At 63.5% G+C, this 22,769-nt stretch carries 19 protein-coding genes; 8 read left to right on the forward strand and 11 right to left on the reverse strand.

The annotated features are described in order from the left end of the window. The first annotated feature begins 11 nt into the window (after positions 1-11). The 3 genes from ACP15K_RS17925 to ACP15K_RS17935 all read left to right on the forward strand — a co-directional run bounded on the left by ACP15K_RS17925 (position 12) and on the right by ACP15K_RS17935 (position 1,978). On the forward strand, positions 12-623 hold the full coding sequence (locus ACP15K_RS17925; RefSeq protein WP_424991176.1) for a uracil-DNA glycosylase family protein: 612 nt from the start codon (positions 12-14) through the stop codon (positions 621-623). Then, positions 620-1,411: an SseB family protein gene (locus tag ACP15K_RS17930; protein WP_193142305.1), complete on the forward strand. Its 792-nt coding sequence runs from the start codon at positions 620-622 to the stop codon at positions 1,409-1,411. The genes ACP15K_RS17925 and ACP15K_RS17930 overlap by 4 nt, the downstream gene beginning before the upstream one ends. Before the next feature lie 123 nt (positions 1,412-1,534). Next, a complete protein-coding gene (locus tag ACP15K_RS17935) occupies positions 1,535-1,978 on the forward strand; it encodes an RrF2 family transcriptional regulator (protein WP_193142306.1) in 444 nt (147 codons plus the stop codon). A 41-nt stretch (positions 1,979-2,019) separates the two neighbouring features. Here the strand turns inward: ACP15K_RS17935 and ACP15K_RS17940 are convergent, their stop codons facing one another. The 5 genes from ACP15K_RS17940 to ACP15K_RS17960 form a co-directional block, all read right to left on the reverse strand. Beyond that, a complete protein-coding gene (locus ACP15K_RS17940) occupies positions 2,020-3,753 on the reverse strand; it encodes a SulP family inorganic anion transporter (RefSeq protein WP_424991177.1) in 1,734 nt (577 codons plus the stop codon). A 117-nt stretch (positions 3,754-3,870) separates the two neighbouring features. Continuing rightward, positions 3,871-5,544, reverse strand: a complete 1,674-nt coding sequence (locus ACP15K_RS17945; RefSeq protein WP_424991178.1) for a TIGR01244 family sulfur transferase — start codon at positions 5,542-5,544, stop codon at positions 3,871-3,873. Between the two features lie 84 nt (positions 5,545-5,628). After that, positions 5,629-6,513, reverse strand: coding sequence for an MBL fold metallo-hydrolase (locus tag ACP15K_RS17950; protein WP_193142309.1), 885 nt, complete (start codon positions 6,511-6,513; stop codon positions 5,629-5,631). 147 nt (positions 6,514-6,660) lie between these two features. Then, positions 6,661-6,861 carry a YgaP family membrane protein gene (locus tag ACP15K_RS17955; RefSeq protein WP_193142310.1) on the reverse strand — a complete coding sequence of 67 codons (201 nt, stop codon included), beginning with the start codon at positions 6,859-6,861 and terminating at the stop codon, positions 6,661-6,663. A 113-nt stretch (positions 6,862-6,974) separates the two neighbouring features. Further along, positions 6,975-7,628 (reverse strand): Crp/Fnr family transcriptional regulator, encoded by a 654-nt coding sequence (locus ACP15K_RS17960; RefSeq protein ID WP_193142311.1) that lies wholly within the window; start codon positions 7,626-7,628, stop codon positions 6,975-6,977. Positions 7,629-7,845: 217 nt separating this feature from the next. Here ACP15K_RS17960 and ACP15K_RS17965 point away from each other — a divergent pair, with 217 nt between their 5' ends. The 3 genes from ACP15K_RS17965 (at position 7,846) to ACP15K_RS17975 (ending at position 11,682) form a co-directional block, all read left to right on the forward strand. Then, complete coding sequence (locus ACP15K_RS17965) at positions 7,846-9,429, forward strand: peptide ABC transporter substrate-binding protein (protein ID WP_193142312.1); 1,584 nt, start codon at positions 7,846-7,848, stop codon at positions 9,427-9,429. Positions 9,430-9,487: 58 nt separating this feature from the next. Then, the gene (oppB, locus tag ACP15K_RS17970) at positions 9,488-10,411 is read left to right on the forward strand and encodes an oligopeptide ABC transporter permease OppB (RefSeq protein WP_193142313.1); all 924 of its coding nucleotides are present in this window, start codon (positions 9,488-9,490) and stop codon (positions 10,409-10,411) included. A gap of 152 nt (positions 10,412-10,563) precedes the next feature. Next, positions 10,564-11,682 carry an ABC transporter permease gene (locus ACP15K_RS17975; RefSeq protein WP_424991179.1) on the forward strand — a complete coding sequence of 373 codons (1,119 nt, stop codon included), beginning with the start codon at positions 10,564-10,566 and terminating at the stop codon, positions 11,680-11,682. An 86-nt stretch (positions 11,683-11,768) separates the two neighbouring features. On the opposite strand, the gene ACP15K_RS17980 is transcribed toward ACP15K_RS17975, so the two are convergent. Continuing rightward, complete coding sequence (locus ACP15K_RS17980) at positions 11,769-13,418, reverse strand: hypothetical protein (RefSeq protein ID WP_424991180.1); 1,650 nt, start codon at positions 13,416-13,418, stop codon at positions 11,769-11,771. A gap of 437 nt (positions 13,419-13,855) precedes the next feature. On the opposite strand from ACP15K_RS17980, the gene ACP15K_RS17985 reads away from it, so the two are divergent. After that, positions 13,856-15,481: an ABC transporter ATP-binding protein gene (locus ACP15K_RS17985; protein WP_193142316.1), complete on the forward strand. Its 1,626-nt coding sequence runs from the start codon at positions 13,856-13,858 to the stop codon at positions 15,479-15,481. 61 nt (positions 15,482-15,542) lie between these two features. On the opposite strand, the gene ACP15K_RS17990 is transcribed toward ACP15K_RS17985, so the two are convergent. Further along, on the reverse strand, positions 15,543-15,635 hold the full coding sequence (locus tag ACP15K_RS17990; protein ID WP_193142317.1) for a VPLPA-CTERM sorting domain-containing protein: 93 nt from the start codon (positions 15,633-15,635) through the stop codon (positions 15,543-15,545). Further along, the gene (locus tag ACP15K_RS17995) at positions 15,632-16,558 is read right to left on the reverse strand and encodes a hypothetical protein (protein WP_193142318.1); all 927 of its coding nucleotides are present in this window, start codon (positions 16,556-16,558) and stop codon (positions 15,632-15,634) included. The genes ACP15K_RS17990 and ACP15K_RS17995 overlap by 4 nt, the downstream gene beginning before the upstream one ends. A 220-nt stretch (positions 16,559-16,778) precedes the next feature. On the opposite strand from ACP15K_RS17995, the gene ACP15K_RS18000 reads away from it, so the two are divergent. Then, positions 16,779-19,223 carry a hypothetical protein gene (locus tag ACP15K_RS18000; RefSeq protein WP_193142319.1) on the forward strand — a complete coding sequence of 815 codons (2,445 nt, stop codon included), beginning with the start codon at positions 16,779-16,781 and terminating at the stop codon, positions 19,221-19,223. 3 nt (positions 19,224-19,226) lie between these two features. Here the strand turns inward: ACP15K_RS18000 and ACP15K_RS18005 are convergent, their stop codons facing one another. The 3 genes from ACP15K_RS18005 to ACP15K_RS18015 all read right to left on the reverse strand — a co-directional run. Continuing rightward, entirely contained in the window at positions 19,227-19,529 is a 303-nt protein-coding gene (locus ACP15K_RS18005) for a hypothetical protein (protein ID WP_193142320.1), read from the reverse strand. Positions 19,530-19,750: 221 nt separating this feature from the next. Next, on the reverse strand, positions 19,751-21,190 hold the full coding sequence (locus ACP15K_RS18010; protein ID WP_424990090.1) for an NAD(P)(+) transhydrogenase (Re/Si-specific) subunit beta: 1,440 nt from the start codon (positions 21,188-21,190) through the stop codon (positions 19,751-19,753). A 13-nt stretch (positions 21,191-21,203) separates the two neighbouring features. Continuing rightward, positions 21,204-22,769 (reverse strand): Re/Si-specific NAD(P)(+) transhydrogenase subunit alpha (locus ACP15K_RS18015; RefSeq protein ID WP_193143541.1); only part of this gene is annotated, 1,566 nt, incomplete at its 5' end.

Consider the following 22,769-nt stretch of genomic DNA (forward strand, 5'->3'; position numbering starts at 1 on the left):
AACATCGATGCATGAGCCAGAAAGACTTCACCGCGCTGTGTGACGAGATCCGGGACTGCCGCCTGTGCGCTGACCGGTTTGCCGCCACCGCCACGGCGCATGCGCCCCGCCCCGTGGTCTGGCTGCGGCGCTCGGCCCGGATCGTGGTGGCCGGACAGGCGCCCGGCGCGCAGGTGCACGACAGCGGCGTGCCCTTCGACGATCGCTCTGGCGACCGGCTGCGCGACTGGATGGGGCTGTCGCGCACAGACTTCTATGATCGCTACCGGGTGGCAATCCTGCCCATGGCCTTCTGCTTTCCCGGCTACAATGCCAAGGGTGCAGACCTGCCGCCGCCGCCGCTGTGCGCCCGCACCTGGCACGCCCGCGTGATGCCGCAGCTGCCGCATCGGCGGCTGCTGTTGGTGGTGGGCGGCTACGCGCAGAAATGGCATCTGGGCGCGGCAGCCAAGGGCGGGGTCACGGCCACGGTACAGGACTGGCGCAGCTTCCTGCCGCAGGCCCTGCCCTTGCCTCATCCGTCGTGGCGCAATACCGCATGGCTGAAACGCCACCCGTGGTTCGAAACCGACCTGTTGCCCGACCTGCGCCAGCGCGTCCGCGCCATACTGGAGATGCCATGACCCCGCTCACGCCGCTCGACCATGCCCATGCCGCCATGGCGGCTGCCCCCGACGACGACGCCCTGCGGCTGCGCTTCTTCGAACGTCTGGCCGATGCCGAGCTGTTCTTGCTGCTGGAACGGGAAGCCCGTGACGAGACCGTCGATCCGCAAATCTTCGAAACCGACGATGGCAAGTTCCTGCTGGCCTTCGATCTTGAAGAACGGCTTGCCGGGTTTGCCGAAGGCACCATGCCCTACCTCGCCCTGTCGGGCCGCACCCTGATCGCCATGATCGCACAACAGGGCGTCGGGCTGGGGCTGAACCTGGGCACTGCGCCGTCGGAAACCCTGTTGCCGCCCGAGGCGGTGGATTGGCTGGCCGAGACGCTGGCGCATGCCCCCGAAGAGGCCGAAGACCGCCCGCGCGAACTGGCGCCCCCCAAGGGGTTGCCCGAAAGCCTGCTGACCGCGCTGGACGGCAAGCTTGCGCTGATGACCGGGCGGGCGCGGCTCGCCTATCTCTGTGCGGTGACCTACGAAAGCGGTCGGCGCAGTCATCTGCTGGCCTTCGTCGACACCACCGAAGGCGCCGAAACCGCGCTGGCCCGCGCGGTGAACGAGGCCCTGGCCTTTTCCGGGCTGGAAGCCGGTGCGCTGGACGTTGCGTTTTTCGCCGCCAGCGATGCGATTGCCGCCCGATTGGCCCGCACCGGGTTGCGCTTCGATCTGCCCCAGCCCGACCCGCAGGACCCGTCCAGGCGTCCGGCGCCGGGTTCTGACCCCACAGCACCGCCGATCCTGCGCTGACCCGGTGCGCCAGCCGGTTCGGGGCAAAAGGCACATTATCAACGCGTCAATTGACCAATGTCAAAGTTTGCGCCGTCGGAAGATGTAGTCTCTTGGGATAAACTTCCTGAGGGAGATCCAGCGATGCGCCTGACTACACGCACCAACCTTGCGATGCGGGCCTTGATGTTCTGCGCCGTCAATCCGGGAAGGATCGTCCGGAAAGCCGAGATTGCCGAGGCTTGCAATGCCTCGCTCAACCATCTGGGCCTGGTCATCAATCTTCTCGGGCAAGCCGGGTTTATCGCCACCACCCGTGGCCGCAACGGCGGCGTGCAACTTGCGCGTTCGCCCGAAAGCATCACGGTGGGCGAAATCTGCCGACTTCTGGAAAGCGACGTGCCCTTCGCCGAATGCTTCGCCGGGGCCGACAACAACTGCCCGCTGGCCGGTTGCTGCCGCTTGCGCGGGGCCTTCTGCCGGGCGTTGAATGCCTTTTATGCGACGCTCGACAAGGTCACATTGGCCGAACTGACCGAAGACAATACCGAGTTGTGCAATCTCTTGGCCATCGGGTCGGCGGCCTAACGCGACCGCCCCCCTGATCTGAGAAAGTCCGCGGCCCCCGTCTATTGGGCCGCGGTGGCCTTCGGATCCTCTGGCGGTGTGTCGCACAGGGCGACCACCTCCTCCACCGCGCCGTGTTGCGACAGGAAGACCTTGCCGGTCAGTTCCTCAAGGAAGTCGCTGCGTTGCAGGCGATCCATGACCGGGCCCTTGACCTCGGACAGGTGCAGGCGAATGCCCATGCTGTCGAGCCGATGGTTGATCGCTTCAAGGCTTTCCAGCGCACTCATGTCGATCTCGTTCACCGCCGAGCACATGATGATGACATGGCGCAGCGCGCTGTCGCCGACCACGCGATCCAGCACATAGTCCTCAAGATAGCGCGCGTTGGCGAAATAGAGGCTCTCGTCGATGCGGATGGTCAACACACGCGGATCGGTCAGAACCTTGTGGCGCAGGATGTTGCGGAAATGCTCGGTGCCGGGCACCAGTCCGACCTCGGCGATATGCGGGCGCGATGTCTTGTAGAGATGCAGCGCGATGGACAGGATCACCCCGGCCAGCACCCCGATCTCGACCCCGAAACCCAGCGTCAGCACGATGGTCGCCGCCACGGCGGTGAAGTCGGCCCGCGAATAGATCCATGTGCGTTTCAGGATCGACAGATCCACCAGCGACAATACCGCCACCACGATGGTCGCGGCCAGCGTCGCCTTGGGCAGAAAGAAGATCAGCGGCGTCAGGAACAGCGCCGCCACCGCGATACCAATGGCCGTGTAGGCCCCCGCCGCCGGGGTTTCCGCTCCGGCGTCGAAGTTCACCACCGACCGGGAAAACCCGCCGGTCACCGGATAGCCGCCCGAGATGGCCGAGGCGACGTTCGATGCGCCCAACCCGATCAATTCCTGATCCGGCACGATGCGCTGACGGCGCTTGGCCGCCAGTGTCTGCGCCACCGAGACGGATTCGACGAAGCCGATGACCGAGATCAGCAGGGCCGAGACGAACAGGCTGCTCCAGACGTCGGCATCGAATTGCGGCACCGTCAGCGGCGGCAGGCCGCTGGGCACCTCGCCGACGATGGCCACGCCGGCCTCGTTCAGACCGAACAGCGCCACGACCAGCGTCGTCACCGCAACAGCTGCGACCGGCCCGGCCTTGGCAAGGATTTCAGCCAGACGCGGCGGTAGGCCCAGCGACAGCAGCGCCGGCTTCAGCCCCTTGCGCACCCAGAACAGGAAGGCCATGGAACTGCCGCCGATCAGCAGGGTCCAGAGGCTGGCATTGGGGATCTGGATGACCAGCGCGTGCAGGATCTCGACCAGATTGTGACCCGAGGCCTGCACCCCAAGGATGTGTTTCATCTGGCTGGCCGCGATCAGGATGCCGCTGGCGGTGATGAAGCCGGCAATCACCGGGTGGCTGAGGAAGTTGGCCAGAAACCCCAGCCGCAGCACGCCCATGGCCAGCAGGATCAGCCCCGACAGGAAGGCCAGCACGATGGCCGCCGCGATGTATTCCGCCGTCCCCTGCAGCGCCAGGTTGCCCACCGCCGCCGCCGTCATCAACGAGGCCACCGCCACCGGCCCCACCGACAGCGCCCGCGAGGTGCCGAAGATGGCATAGGCGATCAGCGGCAGGATCGACGCATAGAGCCCCATCTCGGGCGGCAACCCCGCCAGCAGCGCATAGGCCAGCGACTGCGGGATCAGCATGATCGTGACGATCACCGCCGCCACCATGTCGCTGGTCAGCGTGTCACGGGTATAGCTGCGGCCCCAATCCAGGATCGGCATGGCGCCACCAAGACGAGACAGGAGCGAAGGGCGCTGGGACATGGGAGGTTACCACTTACGGAAAAGGGGTGCGGAGGCCCCTTTCGGGGTCTCCGCCGGAGGACGAAAGTGTGCCGGTCAGCGGACGGTGACGGCCTCGGGCTTGGCCATCCATTCCTTGCCGCGCAGCATCGCCAGCCAGTAGACTGGCGGCAGGATCTGCTCTTTCAACAGCCAGGCGGTACGGGTCGGCTTGGTGCCATCCACCAGCCATTTGGGAAAGCTGGGTTTCAGGGTGCCGCCATAGCCGAATTCGGCCAGCACGATCTTGCCTCGCTCGACCGTCAGCGGGCAAGAGCCATAGCCGTCGTATTGCGCCACCGGGCTTTTGCCCAGGATATCGGCCACGATATTCTCGGCGACCACGGGGGCCTGCTTGCGCGCGGCGGCGGCGGTCTTGGCGTTGGGGGCGTTCATCACGTCGCCCATCGACCAGATGTTTTCAAAGGTCTTGTGGCGCAGGGTCGCCTGATCCACATCGACCCAACCGGCGGCATCGGCCAGCGGCGAGACCCGGATGAAATCGGGCGCGGTCTGCGGCGGGCAGACATGCAGCATGTCGAAGTCCACTTCGACCCGTTCCACCGGAGTGTCGGGTTGGGCCACATCGAACCAGGCTTTCTTCGCGTGGCCATCGACCGCCACCAGATTGTTGAAGAAGTTCAACCGGGCATCGTATTTCTCGACATACTCCATCAGCGCCGGAACATAGTCCTTGACCCCGAACAGCACGCCACCGGCGTTGTGGAACCCGATCTCGATGTCCTTCAGCACACCGGATCTGAACCAATGGTCAGCCGACAGATACATGGCCTTTTGCGGCGCGCCTGCACATTTGATCGGCATCGGCGGCTGGGTAAACAGCGCCCGGCCCGATTTCAACTCCTGCACCAGTTTCCAGGTGTAGGGCGCAAGGTCATAGCGATAGTTCGACGTGACGCCGTTCTTGCCCAGCGTATCCACCAGCCCCTCGATCTTGTGCCAATCCAGCTTGATGCCGGGGCAGACCACGAGACGGCCATATTTCACCACCCGGCAGCCATCGAGGATGACGGCATTGTGCTGCGGCTCGAAGGCGGCCACGGCGGCCTTGATCCAGTGCACGCCCTTGGGGATCAGCGACCCCATGGTGCGCGCCGTGGTCTTGGCATCGAAGATGCCGCCGCCGACCATGGTCCAGCCGGGCTGGTAATAGTGAATGTCGGCGGGATCGATGATGGCGATCTCGGCATTGGTCTGGCGCGCCTGAAGGCTGGCCGCCACCGAGATGCCCGCGGCCCCGCCGCCGATGATGACGATGTCAAAGCTGGCGTCACCCTGATCCAGCGGGGTCGTGCCGCCGTTGACGATGCGCCGCACCACCCCGCCCATGTCATAGCCCGCGGCCTTGGTCGCGGCCAGAATGTCCGAGGTCGGCTTGGTCTTGGCGACGCTGAGCGACCACAGGGTCGCCGACCGCGTGCCCGAGCGGCAATAGGCCAGCGTCGGCCCCGGCAGCCAGGTCAGCAGCTTGCCGAATTCGGCCGCGTCCTCATCCGTCACCTTGCCCTGTTCGATGGGCAGGTAGCGCGCCTCGATCCCGGCCGCTTTCGCGGCGGCTTCGATTTCTTCGAAGGTCGGCTGATCCATGCCCTCGCCGTCGGGGCGGTTGCAGATGATCGACCGGAAGCCCTGTTCGGCAAGCGCCGGAACGTCGGCAGCGGTGATCTGCGGGCTGACGGACAGCTCGGGCGAGATGGATTTGGGATCCATGGAAAGGCGTCTCCTGTAGGGGGGGTGGCCCGGTCGCTGCGCGCCGGGCCAGAGGGTCGGAGGCGAGGCTCCGCGAAGGCCGGATCAGAGGCCGTTGACCGGCACTTTCAGCATCGGACGGCCGTCCTTGTCCTCGGGGATCTCACCGGCCCGCATGTTGACCTGCAACGACGGGATGATGAGTTTCGGCATGGCCAGTTGCGCGTCACGCTCGGTGCGGAACTTGACGAACTCGTCCTTGGACTTACCGCCACCGACGTGGATGTTGTGCGCCTTCTCCTCGGCCACCGTGGTTTCCCACTGGATATCGCGACCGTTGGGGCCGTAGTCGTGGCACATGAACAGCCGGGTTTCATCGGGCAGCGCCAGCACCTTCTGGATCGAGTCGTACAACTCGCCCGCGTCGCCGCCGGGGAAGTCCGCCCGTGCCGAACCGCCATCGGGCATGAACAGCGTATCGCCGACAAAGGCCGCATCACCGATCACATGCACCATGCAGGCGGGCGTGTGGCCCGGGGTGTGCATGGTAAAGCCGGTCATGCCACCGATCTTGTAGGTGTCGCCATCGGTGAACAGCGCATCGAACTGCGAGCCGTCGCGCTGGAACTCGGTGCCTTCGTTGAAGACCTTGCCGAAGGTGTCCTGCACCACGGTGATCTTCTCGCCGATGCCGATCTTGCCGCCCAGCTTTTCCTGGATGTAAGGCGCCGCCGACAGATGGTCGGCGTGCACATGGGTTTCCAGCAACCATTCCAGTTTCAGCCCGTTGTCCTGCACATAGGCAATGACCGCATCGGCGTTGTCATAGGTAATCCGCCCGGCGGCATAGTCGATGTCCATCACGGAATCGACAATGGCACAGCTGTTCGAACCGGGGTCCTTCACGACATAGGTGATGGTGTTGGTGGCTTCGTCGAAAAAGCCTTTCACCTGCGGCGAGACGGATGAATCTACGGGATAGTTTGCCATGTGTCCTCCTGACTGCGGGTGCTTGCGCGGCCGGATCAGGGGGGAACCGGACCGCGCAAGCACCACGGCATTCGTATACAGTTTTATATATGTGTTTGCAGCCGCCGCGAAAGCCCTGCGACATTGCGCCGGATGCAGACAGGATGGTCACATATTGCAGGTATTCTTGCCCAGCAGTCGATAGGCGGGGCAGAATTTCATGGCCGAGGTGGCCAGCATCACGGCCCCCACCACAAGGACCAGCCAGAACAGGCCGCCCGAAACGGTGCCGGACAGGGCCACGAACAGCAGGATCACGCCAATCACGGCGCGCAGGATTCGGTCGATTTTTCCAACATTGGCAGTCATGACAGTCTCTCCAGAGTGCGATTTGGCCTGAAGATACGGCACGGGGGCGGCGCGGTCTGTGACCTTGTCACCAAAGTCTGCGAATATTTGCAGACAATCGGGGGTGCCGGGTTTCAGGCCTCTGCCAGTGCCCGGATGGCAGCCACGTTGGACAAGGCAATCTCGCCCCGTGACAGGGTGATCCAGTCGCGGCGGCGAAACTCCTGCAACTGCCGCGAGACCACTTCGCGCGCGGTCCCCAATTCGCCGGCCAGTTGCTGATGGGTGGCGCGCACAAGGTCACCCTGCCCCGCCAGATCCAGCAGTTTCTGCGCCAGCCGGATGTCGATCCGCTGGAAGGCCACTTCCTCGATCACAAGGAACAGGTCAGCGATGCGCCGGGAATAGGCTTCGAACACGAAGCTGCGGAAATCGGGCGAGCGCGCCACCAGATCGTCGAACGTGGCGCGCGGGATGGCCACGGCCTCGATCTCGGATTCGGTGATGCCCTCGGCGGAATAGGCATCATGGGCCATCAGGCAGGCGGTGGTCATGACACAACTCTCGCCGGCGTTGATGCGATACAGGACGATCTGGCGGCCGCTGTCGGACAGGTGCTGCACCCGCACCGTCCCCGAGATCAGCAGCAGCAGGTTGTCAGCGGTGCTGCCGGGGCCAAAGATGACCTTCCCCTCGGGCACCTTCAGAACCTTGCCGTCGCGATCCAGCCGGCGGCGAAGATCGGGATCCAGCCGCGAGAGGCCGGGAAACTTTTCAACCCAGGACATGGGACACCTCTTTCAGCATTGGCTTTCGACCTAGCCCCCCCGTCAGGGCGTTGGCAAGCGCCGCACCCGACCCGTTCCGCGAATATTTGCCCGATGAGAGCGGGTGACGCTAAGGTAGGCCCACACTATCATTGACCGCGCCACCGAAATCTCACTCAATTGCGGCACAGCGGCACAGACCGCGAGTCAACGACACGCAACAGGAAGGAAAGATCCCATGACTCTCCACAGCCTCCGTGCGGGCCTTCTGGCCACCACATTGCTGGCCACAAGCCTTGGTGCTGCCCAGGCCGCCACCTACATGCGCGGCAACAGCGGCGATCCCGAGACACTGGATCAGCACAAGACTTCGACCACCGTCGAGGCGCATATCATGCGCGATCTCTACGAGGGGCTGGTGATCTACGACAACAAGGCCAAGGTCGTGCCCGGCGTTGCCGAAAGCTGGGAGGTCAATGAGGACGGCACCGTCTATACCTTCAAGCTGCGCAACGATGCGAAATGGTCGAACGGCGATCCGGTGACCGCGGGCGATTTCGTGTTCTCGCTGAACCGCATCATGGATCCCGCCACCGGCGCGAAATACGCCAACATCCTCTATCCGATCGCCGGGGCCGAGGCGATCAACAAGGGCGAAGGCGGTGAGTTGGGCGTCAAGGCGCTGGACGATCACACGCTGGAAATCACCCTGGCGCAGGCGACGCCCTATTTTCTGGAACTGCTGACTCACCAGACCGGCCTGCCGCTGCATCCCGGCACGGTCGAGGCGCATGGCAAGGACTTCGTGCAGCCCGGCATCATGGTGTCCAACGGCGCCTTCACGCTGGAAAGCTTCACCCCGAACGACAAGATTGTCCTGACCAAGAACCCCAACTTCCACGATGCCGCCAACGTGGCGCTGGAAGCGGTGCACTATCTGCCGTTCGAAGATCGCGCCAACTGTGCGCGCCGCTTCGAAGCCGCCGAAGTGCAATCCTGCGATGACATTGCCACCGAGCAACTGCCCGACCTGACCTCGCGACTGGGCGACCAGGTGGTGGTGACGCCTTATCTGGGCACCTATTACTACGGTCTGAACACCGCCCGCGATCCGATCAGCGATGTACGCGTGCGCCAGGCCCTGAGCATGGTCATCGACCGCGAGTTCCTGGCCGAGGAAATCTGGGGCGGCGCGATGCTGCCGGCCTACAGCCTGGTGCCGCCGGGCATCTCGAACTACGTCGACGAGCCGCCGATGCTGGATTACGCCGATCTGCCGATGCTGGATCGCGAAGACGCCGCCATCGCGCTGCTGGCCGAAGCGGGCTATGGCCCCGACAATCCCATCGAGATCGAGATCAGCTACAACGCCTCGGAAAACCACAAGAACACGGCGACCGCCATCGCCTCCATGTGGGAACCGCTGGGGGTCTCCGTGGCCTATAACGTGCGCGACATCTCGGCCCACTACGCCATGCTGCGCGACGAGAAAAGCCATGACGTCGCCCGCGCGGGCTGGATCGGCGACTATTCCGATCCGCAGAACTTCCTGTTCCTGAACCGTGCCGACAACCCCGGCTTCAACTACGGCAACTACAACAACCCGGACTACGACGCGCTGCTGGACAAGGCTGCGGGCACCGTCGATCTGGCTGAACGCGCCGCGATCCTGGCCGAAGCCGAGGAACTGTTCCTGCGCGACCTGCCGCAGATGCCGCTGCTCTACTACTCCTCGATGAACCTGGTCTCCGACAAGCTGCAAGGCTGGGAGCCGAACATCCAGGACGTGCACGGCTCGCGCTTCATCTCGATTTCCGAGTAATCCCTGAAACCCTCCCGGCCGGAGATGTTCCGGCCGGGGTCCGACGGGAAGCGATTTCATGTTCAGATATGTCCTGCGCCGGCTGCTGGGGGCGATCCCGACCCTGCTGCTGATCATCACCGGGTCTTTCTTCCTGATGCGCGTGGCGCCGGGCGGCCCCTTCGACCGGGAGCGCACGCTGGAGCCGACGGTGATGGAAAACCTCAACCGGGTCTTTCACCTCGACAAGCCGCTTTATGAACAGTTCTTCTACTATCTTGGCAACCTGATGCGCGGGGACATGGGGCCGTCGTTCATCTATCGCGACTTCACCGTCGCCGAGCTTCTGGCCGCCGGTCTGCCGGTGTCCATGAAACTGGGGGCGCTGGCGCTGCTGCTGGCCCTGGTCATGGGCGGCGTTCTGGGCTGCATTGCGGCGCTGCGCCAGAACACCTGGATCGACTATGCGGTGATCGCCACCGCCACCTTCGGCATCACGGTGCCCAACTTCGTGCTGGCCCCCCTGCTGGCGCTGATCTTCGGTGTCTGGCTCAGCTGGCTGCCGGCGGGCGGCTGGAACAACGGAGCGGCCCCGAACCTCGTCCTGCCCGTGATCGCCCTGGCACTGCCACAAGTGGCGGTGGTCGCACGCCTGATCCGCGGCGCGATGATCGAGGCCTTGCGATCGGACCACGTGCGCACCGCGCGCGCCTATGGCCTGCCCACAAGGATGATTGTCATCACCCACGCCCTGCGCGCCGCCTGCCTGCCCGCGGTCAGCTATCTGGGTCCGGCGGCGGCGGCCCTGCTGACCGGCTCCATCGTGATCGAACAGATATTTGGTCTGCCAGGAATCGGCCGGTATTTCGTTACCGGCGCGCTGAACCGTGATTACACGCTGGTGATGGGCACGGTCATCATCGTGGCGGTCTTCGTGGTGCTCTTCAACCTGATCGTGGACATTCTCTATGCCGCTCTTGACCCGCGAGTCCGTTATGATTGATCGCACGCCTGTGGCCCGCCCTTCGCCGCCTCCGGCGGGAGTATTTCAGCCAAGAAGAAAGCATGTCTGGGTACATTGTCCGGTGTTTCTTCTTGGCAAAAATACTCAATCCCGACACCGCCGCACCGGCCACGGCATGACTGGAGGCCCGCATGGCTGACACCACCATGGATATCTCCGCCCCCAGCCGCTCGCTTTGGGCGACGGCCTGGCTGCGGCTGCGCAAGAACCATGCCGCCATGGCTTCGATCTGGATACTGGTCTTTCTGCTGCTGGCCGGGATCTTTGGGCCGATGGTGGCGCCGCATGACTATTCCAAGGTCTACCCGGAATTCGTCAAGGTACCGGCCAGCCTGAAGGCCTATCCGCGCGTCGATACCGTGATCCCGGCGGCCGAAAAGGTTCTGACCCGCGCCCGCCTGGCGCCGGAGGAGATTTCGGTCGAGGGCAACACGCTGCGTGTCACCGCCACGTCGCGCCGTGAGATCGATCCGCGCGTGACGCGCTATGTGGATCGCTCCAACCTGTTTTCCAACGCGCGGGTGGTCGAGATGTCGCCCGACGGCACCTCGGCGGTGATCGAGGCGGATGTGGCGCGCTATCACTTCTTCTTCGGCACCGATGCCAATGGCCGGGATCTGCTGTCGCGGGTTCTGATCTCGGTGCGGATTTCCATGTTCATCGGGGCGCTGGCCACCGGGGTGTCGCTGCTGGTCGGTGTTGCCTACGGTGCGGCGGCGGGCTATCTGGGCGGGCGGATTGATGCGATGATGATGCGGGTGGTGGATATCCTGTATTCCCTGCCCTTCATCTTCTTCGTGATCCTGCTGGTGGTGTTCTTCGGGCGCAACGTGATCCTGATGTTCATTGCCGTGGGCCTGGTGGAATGGCTGGACATGGCGCGGATCGTGCGCGGGCAGACCATCTCGCTGCGACAACGCGAATTCGTGCAGGCGGCGGATGCCCTGGGCGTCGGGTCTGCCGGCATCCTGCGTCGGCACATCATTCCCAACACGCTGGGTCCGGTGATCATCTACATGACGCTTCTGGTGCCCAAGGTGATCCTGCTGGAAAGCTTCCTGTCGTTCCTGGGGCTGGGGGTGCAAGAGCCGCTGACCTCGCTGGGCGTGCTGATCTCGGAGGGCGCCAAGGACATGCGCGGTGCGCCCTACATGCTGCTGTGGCCGTCGCTGACCCTGACCGTGCTGCTGTTTGCCCTGAACTTCCTGGGGGACGGGTTGCGCGATGCGCTGGATCCCAAGGATCGCTGACCCCGTGTGAACTCTGCCGCGCCGGTCAGGGGCGCCGCGCAGGAAAAGGCCCGCCAAGCTGATGCTTGGCGGGCCTTGTCACATTGTCAGGCCTTGCGGCGCCTGAGCAGGCGCAAGGCTCCCAGCCCGCCCAACAGCAACAAGGCCGCCGGGGGCAGCGGCACGGGCGCCGTGGGCGGCGTACCCGGAGGTGCGGTGCCGGGGAAGCTGGCCGCGATGGAGAACGGCGCTCCCACGATGGAGTTGAAGCCACCCAGCGAGAAGATCTGGTTGAACAGATCCACGCGCGCCCAGTCGGGCTGGATCGGGAAGTTGAAGTCCAGAAGTGGCCCGAAGCTTGCCGCCAGCGGACCCACATTGATGCCCCCCAACCCGATCAGGGCCTCAAGCTCGATCCCGAACTGCAGGGCCAGTTTGCTCATCAGTTGCGCGGTGATCGAGAACGTCGGTGTGACCGTGACGTCCGAAAAGAGCGCGATACTCGGAAGGTTGTTCCAGGACCCGGTCCAGCTGCTGATCGCTTTCACTATCGGGATGGTCGTTGTGCAGTATTTGGGTTTTGGGCTGGTGATCGGTCCGGTGAACCCACATATGTACGGAATGGTCTGCACATCCTGGGCAAGAACCGACTTGTCGAATTGCAGGGTCACGTCCAGTCCGGCCATCAGGTCAAAATCCTGTACCAGGTCGATCGTCGGCCCAGCGTTGACGTCAAAGGCCTCCAGCGTCGCCGCAGCGTTCAGGGCCGCAGGTCCGAAGGTCACGGACGCCCCCCCGGGCGGCACGGTCGGATTGATCAGATTGGTGATCCCGTCAAGATCGAGGTTGATGTCCAGCAGGGTTCCCGTTCCACTGGCCGAGATCTTGTTGTTGGCCAGGGACCCTGTGAAATCCAGATTGGGAAACCCCACCACGCCATTGGCCAGTTCGATCAGCGGTGGCGCCGGCGTTTGCGGCGACCCTATTACCGGGGCAATCTGAATGCCATTGACCGTAACGATGGCCGGAGAGCTTTGCGGCGTCACCGGAATGCCCTTGAACAACTGGGTGTTGGCACTGGCCACTGGAAACGCAAGTTTCAGGGTGCCGGTCGGATCGATACGGCTGAGGACCCCGTCGATGAATTTCACCTCGGTGTTGTCGACCGACAGAAGTTCGATGGTTTCATCCACATCGACCAGCGTTGTGCTGCCGGACGTGCAGTTTCCGGTCAGGCAGGCTTCGCCGCTGGCATCCACCTTGACATCCAGAATGCCGTTGATCGCGGCCGAGATGCCGGGGGACACCGCATTGATCTCGCCCCCCACAAGGGCCGAGGTCGAACTGCCAAGCTGAAAGAAGGTGCCGGCCGTCACCTGATCGGGAATAACGGCACTGGCGGTGAAATCGACATTGGGAGTCACAGATCCGGCCGTGGCCGCATAGCTGAATTCAACCCCGACCTTGCCGTCCACATCCACGGTTCCGGTCGTTCCGGTCTTGCCGACGGTTATGGTTGGAGATGACGTGGGCGGTGTAGGCGCCGTTGGGGCGGGCGGCTCCGATGGCGAACCAAGTTGGCATAAAGGACCCAAGGTATCGCGGCAGGTATCGTAAGCGACTTTTGCAGCGTCATAGGCCGGCAGCGTAACGTTGTTGTGGGTCCACAGCAGACCCAGATAGACGCCATAGGCCGTGTCGTAAGCCGCCTTTTCTGTAACATACAACGGGTTGGGAATATCGGTTGGCGGGGTCATGAAGCCCAGGGTTGCGGTTTCGTCAAACGAATGACTGAAGACCTGCTTTCCGCTCAACTGTTGCGCAGGGCCAGTGCCCCACGCGCTTTGTGCGCCGGATGTACTGAACTGCAAGACACCGGGACTGTAGGTTGCGGCAGACAAGGGACTTGCCAAGATTGCCACAAAAGTCGTGCAAACAAGCAAATGTTTCATGAATTTACGCCTCCAAGCAAAAAAATTGCCGTCACGTTAACCATAAAATATGCATATTTTCAATACTGGTTTTTTGCCTGAGGAGAATTCCTCAACCTGAAGGACACCGATTCGACGTTCCGCGGAAGACGCGTTTGGCCTGCGGTCACGGGTTTCCTTGATGTCGTGCTTGACCTGAACATCCGCCTGCTTCAGCGTTTCGAAGAGAGAAATCAGGGAAACTGACTCAAGCGGAGGCCCGCGTGTCCCAACAGCCAATTCTGGAAATCGACGATATCCACGTCAGCTTTGATACGCCGGACGGAATGGTCGAAGCCGTGCGCGGCGTGTCCATGACCATCGACCCGGGTGAAACCGTGGCGGTGGTGGGCGAAAGCGGTTCGGGCAAAAGCCAGGTGATGATGGCGGCCATGGGGCTTCTGGCCTCGAACGGCCATGCGACAGGGGCTGCGCGCTATCATGGTGAAAACCTGCTGGGCAAAAGCAAACGGCAGTTGAACAAGATCCGGGGCAAGCATGTCACCATGATCTTTCAGGAGCCGATGACCTCGCTCGATCCGCTCTATACCATCGAGCGTCAGATCAGCGAACCGTTGACGGTGCATGGCGGCCTGTCGCGACGGGCGGCCTCGGCCCGCGCACTGGAGTTGCTGGAACTGGTGCAGATCCCGCGTGCGAAGGAACGGCTGAAGGCCTATCCGCATGAATTGTCCGGCGGCCAGCGGCAGCGGGTGATGATCGCCATGGCGCTGGCCAACAACCCCGACCTGCTGATCGCGGACGAACCGACCACCGCGCTGGATGTGACCATTCAGGCAGAAATCCTGGGCCTTTTGGCAGAGCTACAGGAAAAGATGGGCATGGCGATCCTGTTCATCACCCATGATCTGGGCATTGTCGAGGCGTTTGCCGACCGGGTCTATGTGATGCGGGCCGGTCAGGTGGTGGAACACGGCCCAGCCGCTCAGATCTTCTCGGCCCCGCGCGAGGATTACACGCGGATGCTTCTGGCCGCCGAACCCGAGGGCCGCAAGGCGCCGGTGGACGACAGTGCCGAAACCATCCTGTCGGCCGAAGACGTGGGCATCACCTTTGGCGGCAACCGCAATTGGCTGGGCAAGGCCAGCCCCGGCGTCGCCGCCGTCAAGGGCGTCTCGCTCAGCCTGCGCACGGGGGAAACCCTGGGCATCGTCGGGGAAAGCGGATCGGGCAAATCCACCCTTGGCCGCTGCCTGTTGCAACTGCTGCCCGGCGAAGGCCGCGTGGTGTTCATGGGCGATGACATTTCCGGTCTCGACCGGGCGCAGATGCGCCCCTATCGCAAGACCCTGCAGATGGTGTTTCAGGATCCCTATGGCTCGCTCAGCCCGCGCATGACCGTGGGCGAGATCATCACCGAGGGGCTGCTGGTGCACGCCCCGTCGATCTCGGCCAAGGAACGGGATGCGCGTGCCAAACAGGCGCTGACCGAGGTCGAACTGGACCCGTCGGTGCGCAACCGTTTCCCGCATGAATTCTCGGGCGGCCAGCGCCAACGTATCGCCATCGCCCGCGCGCTGGTGCTGCATCCGACCCTGATCGTGCTGGACGAGCCGACCTCGGCGCTGGACCGTTCGGTCCAGAAGTCGATCATCGCCCTGCTGCGCGACCTGCAAGCGCGCTATGGCATGAGCTACATCTTCATCAGCCATGATCTGTCAGTCGTGCAGGCGTTGTCGGATCGGGTGATGGTGATGAAGGACGGTGATGTGGTCGAGGCCGGCCCGACCGCGCAGATCTTTGACGCCCCGCAGACCGACTATACCCGCCGCCTGATGCGCGCGGCCTTCGATCTGAAGGCGGTACTGGCGGAACGCGCGCGGGCCTGAATCCGGCCAAAGAAAAAGCCGCCCCCCCTGGGGGCGACCTTGCCGTGTCGGGACAAGCGGATCAATCAGCGCGGGCGCGCCGTCCGGCAACCCCCAGTCCGACCAGGCCCGCCAGCAACAGGGGCAGGCTTGCAGGAAGTGGGACCGGCGTCATGCCATCGGGGCCGAGCCCGTCCACCGTGTAGAACCTGACCCAGCCGGCGGCATAAGGCCATCAACATAGCCTACTGGGTGACTTGCAATGAGTGTGTCGCCATCCAGCCTGGCCAGCGAGGCGATCACGACCGGCCGTGTCCCGTACGTAGGGGCGTCCGTTGAATACAGTGTACCGTCTTTCAACACACTGTCTTCGAAGTAGACTGTTGTTTCTTCTTGGTATGGGCGGCCGCCGGAGATGTCGCGCGTTTCCAGAAGATTGCCTGCCGCATCGTAGACGTAGGACGCACTGTTGGATCCGATGACGATCTTGTCACCGACAACATCCATGTACACGCCAAAGCTGTTTGATGCCGTTGGAGTCGGCTCGAACAGCGTCTTCAGTAGATTTCCGTCGGTGTCGTACAGATAGACGGCTCCGCCGCCCGTGGTGGCCGCCTTGTCGTTGGGGGCCCCGACGAACCAGCTGTCCCCGACTAGCCCCATGGTTTCACCGAAGTTCGGCAGTTTCTTGAGGGTCGGCGCATGGACCGTGGCGGCAACGCTGCCATCGAAGTTATAGAGAAAGGCGATTCCGGATTTGTTCCGTCCATCGTTCTTGAAGTTGACGCTGGCCAAGGCGGCATGGCTTGTGCCCAATGCGATGGTCTCGGCACGCAAATTGTTAAGATCCAGCGGCACAAGAAAGGACTGCAGTTGGCTGCCTGCGTAATCGTACAGGAAGGCTGAACCGTTGTCGTGATTGTGGCGACTGGCCCCGATCAACGCCAAACCGTCCAGCATTTCTATGGTATAGCCCAAACGATCGCCGTGACTTGGAGGCTCCAGTGTCGCCTCGTTGACCAAAGTCAGGGATGCCGACTGTGCGCCGCCTGCCAGTGAAGCAAGGCATGCGGAAAAAACGAAAGGAAGAATCCTCATTCCTGTCTCCAATAAGTTTGTCATTCTATTATCAAGTGAGGGAAAACAACTTCAGGCTGTTTGGCAAAGCGAAGACCGGTCCTGTCCCCAGTTTTTTGGGTACCCTGAATCCGCGCTGTTTTTTCAGGCATTTGCCCCGGACCGACCCGGTGGGTTTCCAGACCCTGACGCAATGTTAAATCGCTCGACAGGGCGGCGTTAACCATGTCACCCTCGCGCCATGTGGCGTAAACTTCTGATCCTGCCGGGGGTACTGGCCTACACCCTCCTGCTCTACTGGATGTTCACCCTGGCGTTTCCCTTCCTCGTGGACGGGATCGAGCGTGTCCGCTCCACGATCAATGATGCGCGCGGCAAGTCCGGGCTGATCTTCGTGGAAAGCCCCGAGGTCTATACCCGGCAACGGCTGGTCAACGACCGCTACCGGCAGGACGCCTGGTTGCGCGGCAAGCTGGATGAAATCGATGCCGATGGCAGCAGCTTCATCGACCAGCGCGTCAGCCGGATTCTGGAAACCAACGCAAACATCAATCTCAGTGCGGCACCCGGTGGGAAAGCGGCAGCACCCGACGCCGCCGCCACGCCCAATCAGGTCACCATCAACATCCCCGAAACGGAAGAGATCCCCTTCCGCGCCAGGTTTGAACTGCAATCGGCGGCGCGCGACAAGATCCGGCAGTTGATCCTGGAAAACTCGCTGGATGATCGGCACGACCTGTCGGGCAACACCGTCTTCGGGCTGAAGTTCGACACCGCGGTTCTGCCCGGCACCAAGGCCACGCTCAGCCCCACGGTGATCGTGCGCATGTCGTCGAACCCGCTGGAATTCCTCACCCGGTCGCCGGCGGAACTGGCCCAGCATTTCGGACGCGTCTACGATCCCGAGAAAGAGGCCCGACTGGCCCAGCAGGATCGCGCCGACCTGGAAATTCTTGATCGTCTCGACACCCATTTCGACGCCTGGCGCGACAGCGTCGAACAGCGTTTGAACGAGCACAAGGGCGACGAGGCCGTCCTGTGCCAACGCCCCCGCGAGGAGATCGCGATCGAACTCAACCGCCCGCTGTGCAATCAGAACGGCACGCTGTCGGCGGCGGGAAGGTGGGGATTGCGGCAGGCCTTCGGCGAAACCGCTGCGGTCGATGACTCGCTCTACTTCGTGCTGCGGATGCCGCGCCGCGAAATCACCCTGGGCGACAGCTATCTCGGCCTGATGGAGGATGAAGCCTCGGGCTTTTGCCTGCTGCAGACTGCCGAGGGCAAGGATCCCAGTGTCGCTGAATTTCTGGAAAGCCGGATCGGATTTGCGAACCGGTTTCAACTGCCCGACCCCTGGGGACGGATGTTCGAAGTGCGCGTCACTACGCGCCCCGATACCGGGCCCGAGATTTGCGGCGCGTCGGTGGACCTGACGCTGGACGGGCTGGAAGTGCCGCTTGTCTTTGTCGATCAGGCGCTGGCGCCCGAGGATGAGCAGATCTTCCTTGGATCGGGCTGGCGGCCTGTGGATTGCCAGACGGATCGCTGCCTGTCGGGAACATCATCTGTCTGGGCGCAGTTCCGCGAGGAATCCCGCGAGGCGCGCGACGCGGTGGGCGCAGCCCTGGACACACCGACCTTGAACGCGCTGACGGATATGGCGACCAATGTTGCCGACACCGAAGACTCTCCGTCCCAATTGTGCTTTCTCAATATCGCCGAGAACGAGCCGTGGTTCTTTATCGGCAGCAGCGCGCCCCCTGAGATGAAAAGCCGCTGCTTTTCCGGCGAGGCCCTGTATTTTCGGCTGGGGGCCTTCAGCTTCCTCAAACGCATGACGCAGGTCGAAAGCTACACCTATGCCGCCTTCCCGCGCGGCGATGTCAGCGGCGTGGTCAGCGAAACCGGCGAACGGCAGGCACTGACCGGCGGATTGAGCGGCCTGCCCAACCTGGGTGCCGCCCTGTCCTTCGGCCTGCAAGAGCAGGAGCGCAGCGTCGAGGCCCGCCCCAGCCTGATCAATTTCGCTTCGGGCGAAGGACGGCGTGGCGATGTGGATGACGCTTCCAAGATCTTCGACTTCGGCTGGTCCATCGTCAAGGAGGGCATCAAGAAGCCGATGATCGCCTCGCAACTGGTGCTGGTGTCTGTGCCTGCCTATCTGGACCAGCTCGAGCTGGAAATCTGGAAGGGATTCCTCGACATCGACCGGGTGCCGCTGAACCGCGAAGCGTACAACACCGCGACCCTTGATGAACGCATCTCGGCACTGATGCCCAGCTTTGAAAAACGCACCGTGACCCTGAAGCTGCCGCCCGATTACCCGGCCCTGGACGGCGTGGTGTTTTCGACCAGCCTTGTCAGCGGACCGCGGATCAAGACGTCCCGGCTGCAGATCTGCTACGGGGTGCGGGAAAGCGGCGATCTGACCATCGCCATCTCGGGCGAACGGCTGTGGCGCTCCACTGTGGTCACGCTGGACGGGATCAAGGCCAACCGGATCGAGGTGATGCCCGACATGCGCGGGATCCTGGCCCATTTCGAAGGGCTGCCCGTGGCGACCGGAGACGATCCGGCACGGGTCAAACGCCTTCTGGAAGTCTGGACCAGCGAGGGGCGCGACAAGCAGTCGGTGCGGATCGCGCACAATCCGCGTGTCGATGCCTGCGTGCTGGAAGACGACTGACGTCTAGCGAATGATCTTGCCCGGCGCGCCATTGCAGGTGCAAAAGCCATTGATCGGCTTCGGCGAGACCGTGCATTCGCCGCGGGGCGTTTCACACACGGTGCCATAGGATTGCGACAACCGGTCCGTCGAATACCCGTCGCGGGTTGGGGTTGCGGGGGCGGCCTGCGGCACAAGACCGGCGGTCGAGGCGGTTTCCATGGCAAGTGGTGCCACGCTGCTGCCGACACGATCCTCGCTGACGAGGGTGAAGGTGCCGACGGCAAGGACGACAAGGCCGGCCAGGGCCAAAATGGGGCGGGACATGAGTTTCTGCTCCAGAATCTATGGTCCGGGGTTCTCCCGATACGCTGCTCTTGACCCAATATAGGCGATCGTCAAGCAATTGTCCGCCCCTTGCGGAATGAACCCTAACGCCGGGCAAGGAAACGCCCCGACTGTTGCCGGGGCGCTTTGCTGCCCCCCCCTTCGGGGGTTGGGTTTCTGCCATCAGGCCCCGGGTTTTGTCCGGGGCCTGGGGTGTGTTGTCAGTCGATGCGGGTAAGCAAGTCGTCGAGGCTTTTCTTGGCGTCGCCGTAGAACATCCGCGTGTTGTCCTTGAAGAACAGCGGGTTCTCGATGCCCGAATAGCCGGTGCCCTGGCCGCGTTTGGACACGAACACCTGTTTCGCCTTCCAGCATTCCAGCACCGGCATCCCGGCGATGGGGCTGTTGGGGTCGTCTTGTGCGGCCGGGTTCACGATGTCGTTCGAGCCGATCACGATCGCCACGTCGGTCTTGGGGAAATCTTCATTGATTTCGTCCATTTCCATAACGATGTCGTAGGGCACCCGCGCTTCGGCCAGCAGAACGTTCATGTGACCAGGGAGGCGTCCGGCAACCGGATGGATCGCAAACCGCACAGTCTTGCCCTTGGCGCGCAGGCGCTTGGTCAGCTCGCTCACCGATTGCTGGGCCTGGGCCACCGCCATCCCGTAGCCGGGGATGATGATGATCTCGTCGGCATCGTTCAGGGCCGCGGCGACGCTGTCGGCATCGGTGGCGATCATCTCGCCCTCGACCGCCATCTGCGGCCCCGAGGTGCCGCCAAAGCCGCCCAGGATCACCGACACGAAGGCCCGGTTCATCGCCTTGCACATGATGTAGCTCAGGATCGCCCCCGAAGAGCCCACCAGCGCGCCAGTCACGATCAGCAGATCGTTGCCCAGCGTGAAGCCGATGGCGGCCGCGGCCCACCCCGAGTAGCTGTTCAGCATCGACACCACCACCGGCATGTCGGCGCCGCCGATGCCCATGATCAGATGGTAGCCGATGAAGCCCGCGATCAGCGTCACCAGCACCATGGTCCAGATGCCCGCGCCGGCGATATACATGATCCCCAGCAGAACGCACAGCGCCAGCGACGCCGCGTTCAGCATATGCCCGCCGGGCAGCTGTTTGGGCTTGCCGTCGACCTTGCCCGCCAGCTTGCCGAAGGCCACGACCGACCCGGTGAAGGTCACCGCCCCGATGAAGATGCCAAGGAACACCTCGGTCTTCAGGATGCCGATCTCGACGCTGGTCTTCTTGGCCAGGGTGGCCGCGAAGCCCGCCAGCGCGCTCAGGTCGCCGCCGGCCTCCTTCAGCGCGGTCACCGCGCCCAGTTCCAGGTCGGCGTTGAGCCCGATGAAGACCGCCGCAAGACCGACGAAACTGTGCAGCGCCGCCACCAGTTGCGGCATCTCGGTCATCTCGACCCGCTTGGCCACGATGGTGCCGGCGATGGCGCCAAGCGCCACCATCAGGATCACGATGAAATAGTTGCCCATGCCTGGCCCGAAGATCGTCGCGACCACGGCAAAGGCCATGCCCACGATCCCGTACCAGATCGCGCGCTTGGCGCTCTCCTGGCCCGAGAGCCCCCCGAGGCTCAGGATGAACAGAACGGCGGCAGCGATATAGGCCGCCGAAACAAGTCCGATACTCATGTCACTGAACTCCTCAGGATTTCTGGAACATTGCCAGCATCCGGCGTGTCACCAGGAAGCCGCCGACGATGTTGATCGTGGCAATCAGGATCGAGATCGACGCCAGCAGAACCACCAGCCAGTTGCCGGACCCGACCTGCAGAAGGGCGCCCAGGATCACGATGCCCGAGATTGCATTGGTCACCGCCATCAAGGGCGTGTGCAGGCTGTGGCTGACGTTCCAGATCACCTGGAAGCCCACGAAACAGGCCAGAACGAAGACGATGAAATGCGCCATGAAACTGGCCGGGGCAAAGGCGCCCACGATCAGCATCAAGGCCGCGCCCACCCCCAGCAGGGTCACCTGCTGTTTGGTGGCGGCCTTGAAGGCGGCCACTTCCCGGGCCTTCTTCTCTTCCGGCGTCAGTTCCTTGGGCTTTTCCTTGGGCTTCTGCGCCGCGATTGCCGCGATCTTCGGCGGCGGCGGCGGGAAGGTGATCTCGCCCGCGTGGGTCACCGTGGCGCCGCGGATCACGTCATCTTCCATGTTGACCACCGGCTGACCGTCCTTGCCGGGCGTCAGATCGGTCATCATGTGGCGGATGTTGGTGGCATAAAGCGTCGAGCTTTGCGCCGCCATCCGGCTGGGGAAATCGGTGTAGCCGACCACGGTCACGCCATTGTCGGTCACGATCTTCTCGTCCGGAACCGTCAGGTCGCAGTTGCCGCCACGCTCGGCCGCCAGATCAACGATCACCGAGCCCGGCTTCATCAGCCCGACCATGTCCTCGGTCCACAGCTTCGGCGCCGGCCGGTTCGGGATCAGCGCCGTGGTGATGACGATGTCCACCTCCGGGGCCAGCTCGCGGAACTTGGCCAGCTGCGCCTCGCGGAACTCGGGGCTCGAGGGCGCCGCATAGCCGCCCGTCGCCGCGCCGTCGGTCTGTTCCTCGTCGAACTCGAGGTAGACGAACTCCGCCCCCATCGATTCGATCTGCTCGGCCACCTCGGGCCGCACGTCGAAGGCCAGGGTGATCGCGCCCAGCGAGGTCGACGCCCCGATCGCCGCCAGCCCGGCCACGCCGGCCCCCACCACCAGAACCTTCGCGGGGGGCACCTTGCCCGCCGCCGTCACCTGGCCGGTGAAGAAGCGGCCGAAGTTGGCGCCCGCCTCGATCACCGCGCGGTAGCCCGCGATATTGGCCATCGAGCTCAGCGCGTCCATCTTCTGGGCCCGGCTGATCCGCGGCACCATGTCCATGGCGATCACCGTGGCGCCGCGATCCTTCGCGCGCGCCATCAGCGCCTCGTTCGCCGCCGGCCAGAAGAACGAGATCAGGATCTGCCCCTCGCGCAGCAGATCCACCTCGGATTCTTCCGGAGGCCGCACCTTGGCCACGATGTCGGCGCCCGCATACAGCGCCGCCGCATCCGCCACGACCTCGACCCCGGCCGCGGCATAGGCCGCATCCGAAATCCCCGCCGCAGCCCCGGCCCCGGACTCAACCAGACACGCATAGCCCAGCTTGCCCAACTGACCCGCAGACTGCGGCGTCAAGGCAACCCGACACTCGCCAGGATATAACTCCTTGGGTACTCC

It is taken from the genome of Fluviibacterium sp. S390, from assembly GCF_049800695.1.
Taxonomy (GTDB): Bacteria; Pseudomonadota; Alphaproteobacteria; order Rhodobacterales; family Rhodobacteraceae; genus Meridianimarinicoccus.

What these genes read in the sequence shown, in the direction of transcription:
- oppB (WP_193142313.1), top strand. Translation starts at nt 9,488, where the DNA reads ATGTTCAGATATGTCCTGCGCCGGCTGCTGGGGGCGATCCCGACCCTG.
- ACP15K_RS17995 (WP_193142318.1), bottom strand. Translation starts at nt 16,558, where the DNA reads ATGAGGATTCTTCCTTTCGTTTTTTCCGCATGCCTTGCTTCACTGGCA.
- ACP15K_RS17975 (WP_424991179.1), top strand. Translation starts at nt 10,564, where the DNA reads ATGGCTGACACCACCATGGATATCTCCGCCCCCAGCCGCTCGCTTTGG.
- ACP15K_RS18000 (WP_193142319.1), top strand. Translation starts at nt 16,779, where the DNA reads ATGTGGCGTAAACTTCTGATCCTGCCGGGGGTACTGGCCTACACCCTC.
- ACP15K_RS17960 (WP_193142311.1), bottom strand. Translation starts at nt 7,628, where the DNA reads ATGTCCTGGGTTGAAAAGTTTCCCGGCCTCTCGCGGCTGGATCCCGAT.
- ACP15K_RS17930 (WP_193142305.1), top strand. Translation starts at nt 620, where the DNA reads ATGACCCCGCTCACGCCGCTCGACCATGCCCATGCCGCCATGGCGGCT.
- ACP15K_RS18005 (WP_193142320.1), bottom strand. Translation starts at nt 19,529, where the DNA reads ATGTCCCGCCCCATTTTGGCCCTGGCCGGCCTTGTCGTCCTTGCCGTC.
- ACP15K_RS17925 (WP_424991176.1), top strand. Translation starts at nt 12, where the DNA reads ATGAGCCAGAAAGACTTCACCGCGCTGTGTGACGAGATCCGGGACTGC.
- ACP15K_RS17935 (WP_193142306.1), top strand. Translation starts at nt 1,535, where the DNA reads ATGCGCCTGACTACACGCACCAACCTTGCGATGCGGGCCTTGATGTTC.
- ACP15K_RS17945 (WP_424991178.1), bottom strand. Translation starts at nt 5,544, where the DNA reads ATGGATCCCAAATCCATCTCGCCCGAGCTGTCCGTCAGCCCGCAGATC.
- ACP15K_RS17990 (WP_193142317.1), bottom strand. Translation starts at nt 15,635, where the DNA reads ATGACGCCGGTCCCACTTCCTGCAAGCCTGCCCCTGTTGCTGGCGGGC.
- ACP15K_RS17955 (WP_193142310.1), bottom strand. Translation starts at nt 6,861, where the DNA reads ATGACTGCCAATGTTGGAAAAATCGACCGAATCCTGCGCGCCGTGATT.
- ACP15K_RS17980 (WP_424991180.1), bottom strand. Translation starts at nt 13,418, where the DNA reads ATGACCCCGCCAACCGATATTCCCAACCCGTTGTATGTTACAGAAAAG.
- ACP15K_RS17950 (WP_193142309.1), bottom strand. Translation starts at nt 6,513, where the DNA reads ATGGCAAACTATCCCGTAGATTCATCCGTCTCGCCGCAGGTGAAAGGC.
- ACP15K_RS18010 (WP_424990090.1), bottom strand. Translation starts at nt 21,190, where the DNA reads ATGAGTATCGGACTTGTTTCGGCGGCCTATATCGCTGCCGCCGTTCTG.
- ACP15K_RS17940 (WP_424991177.1), bottom strand. Translation starts at nt 3,753, where the DNA reads ATGCCGATCCTGGATTGGGGCCGCAGCTATACCCGTGACACGCTGACC.
- ACP15K_RS17965 (WP_193142312.1), top strand. Translation starts at nt 7,846, where the DNA reads ATGACTCTCCACAGCCTCCGTGCGGGCCTTCTGGCCACCACATTGCTG.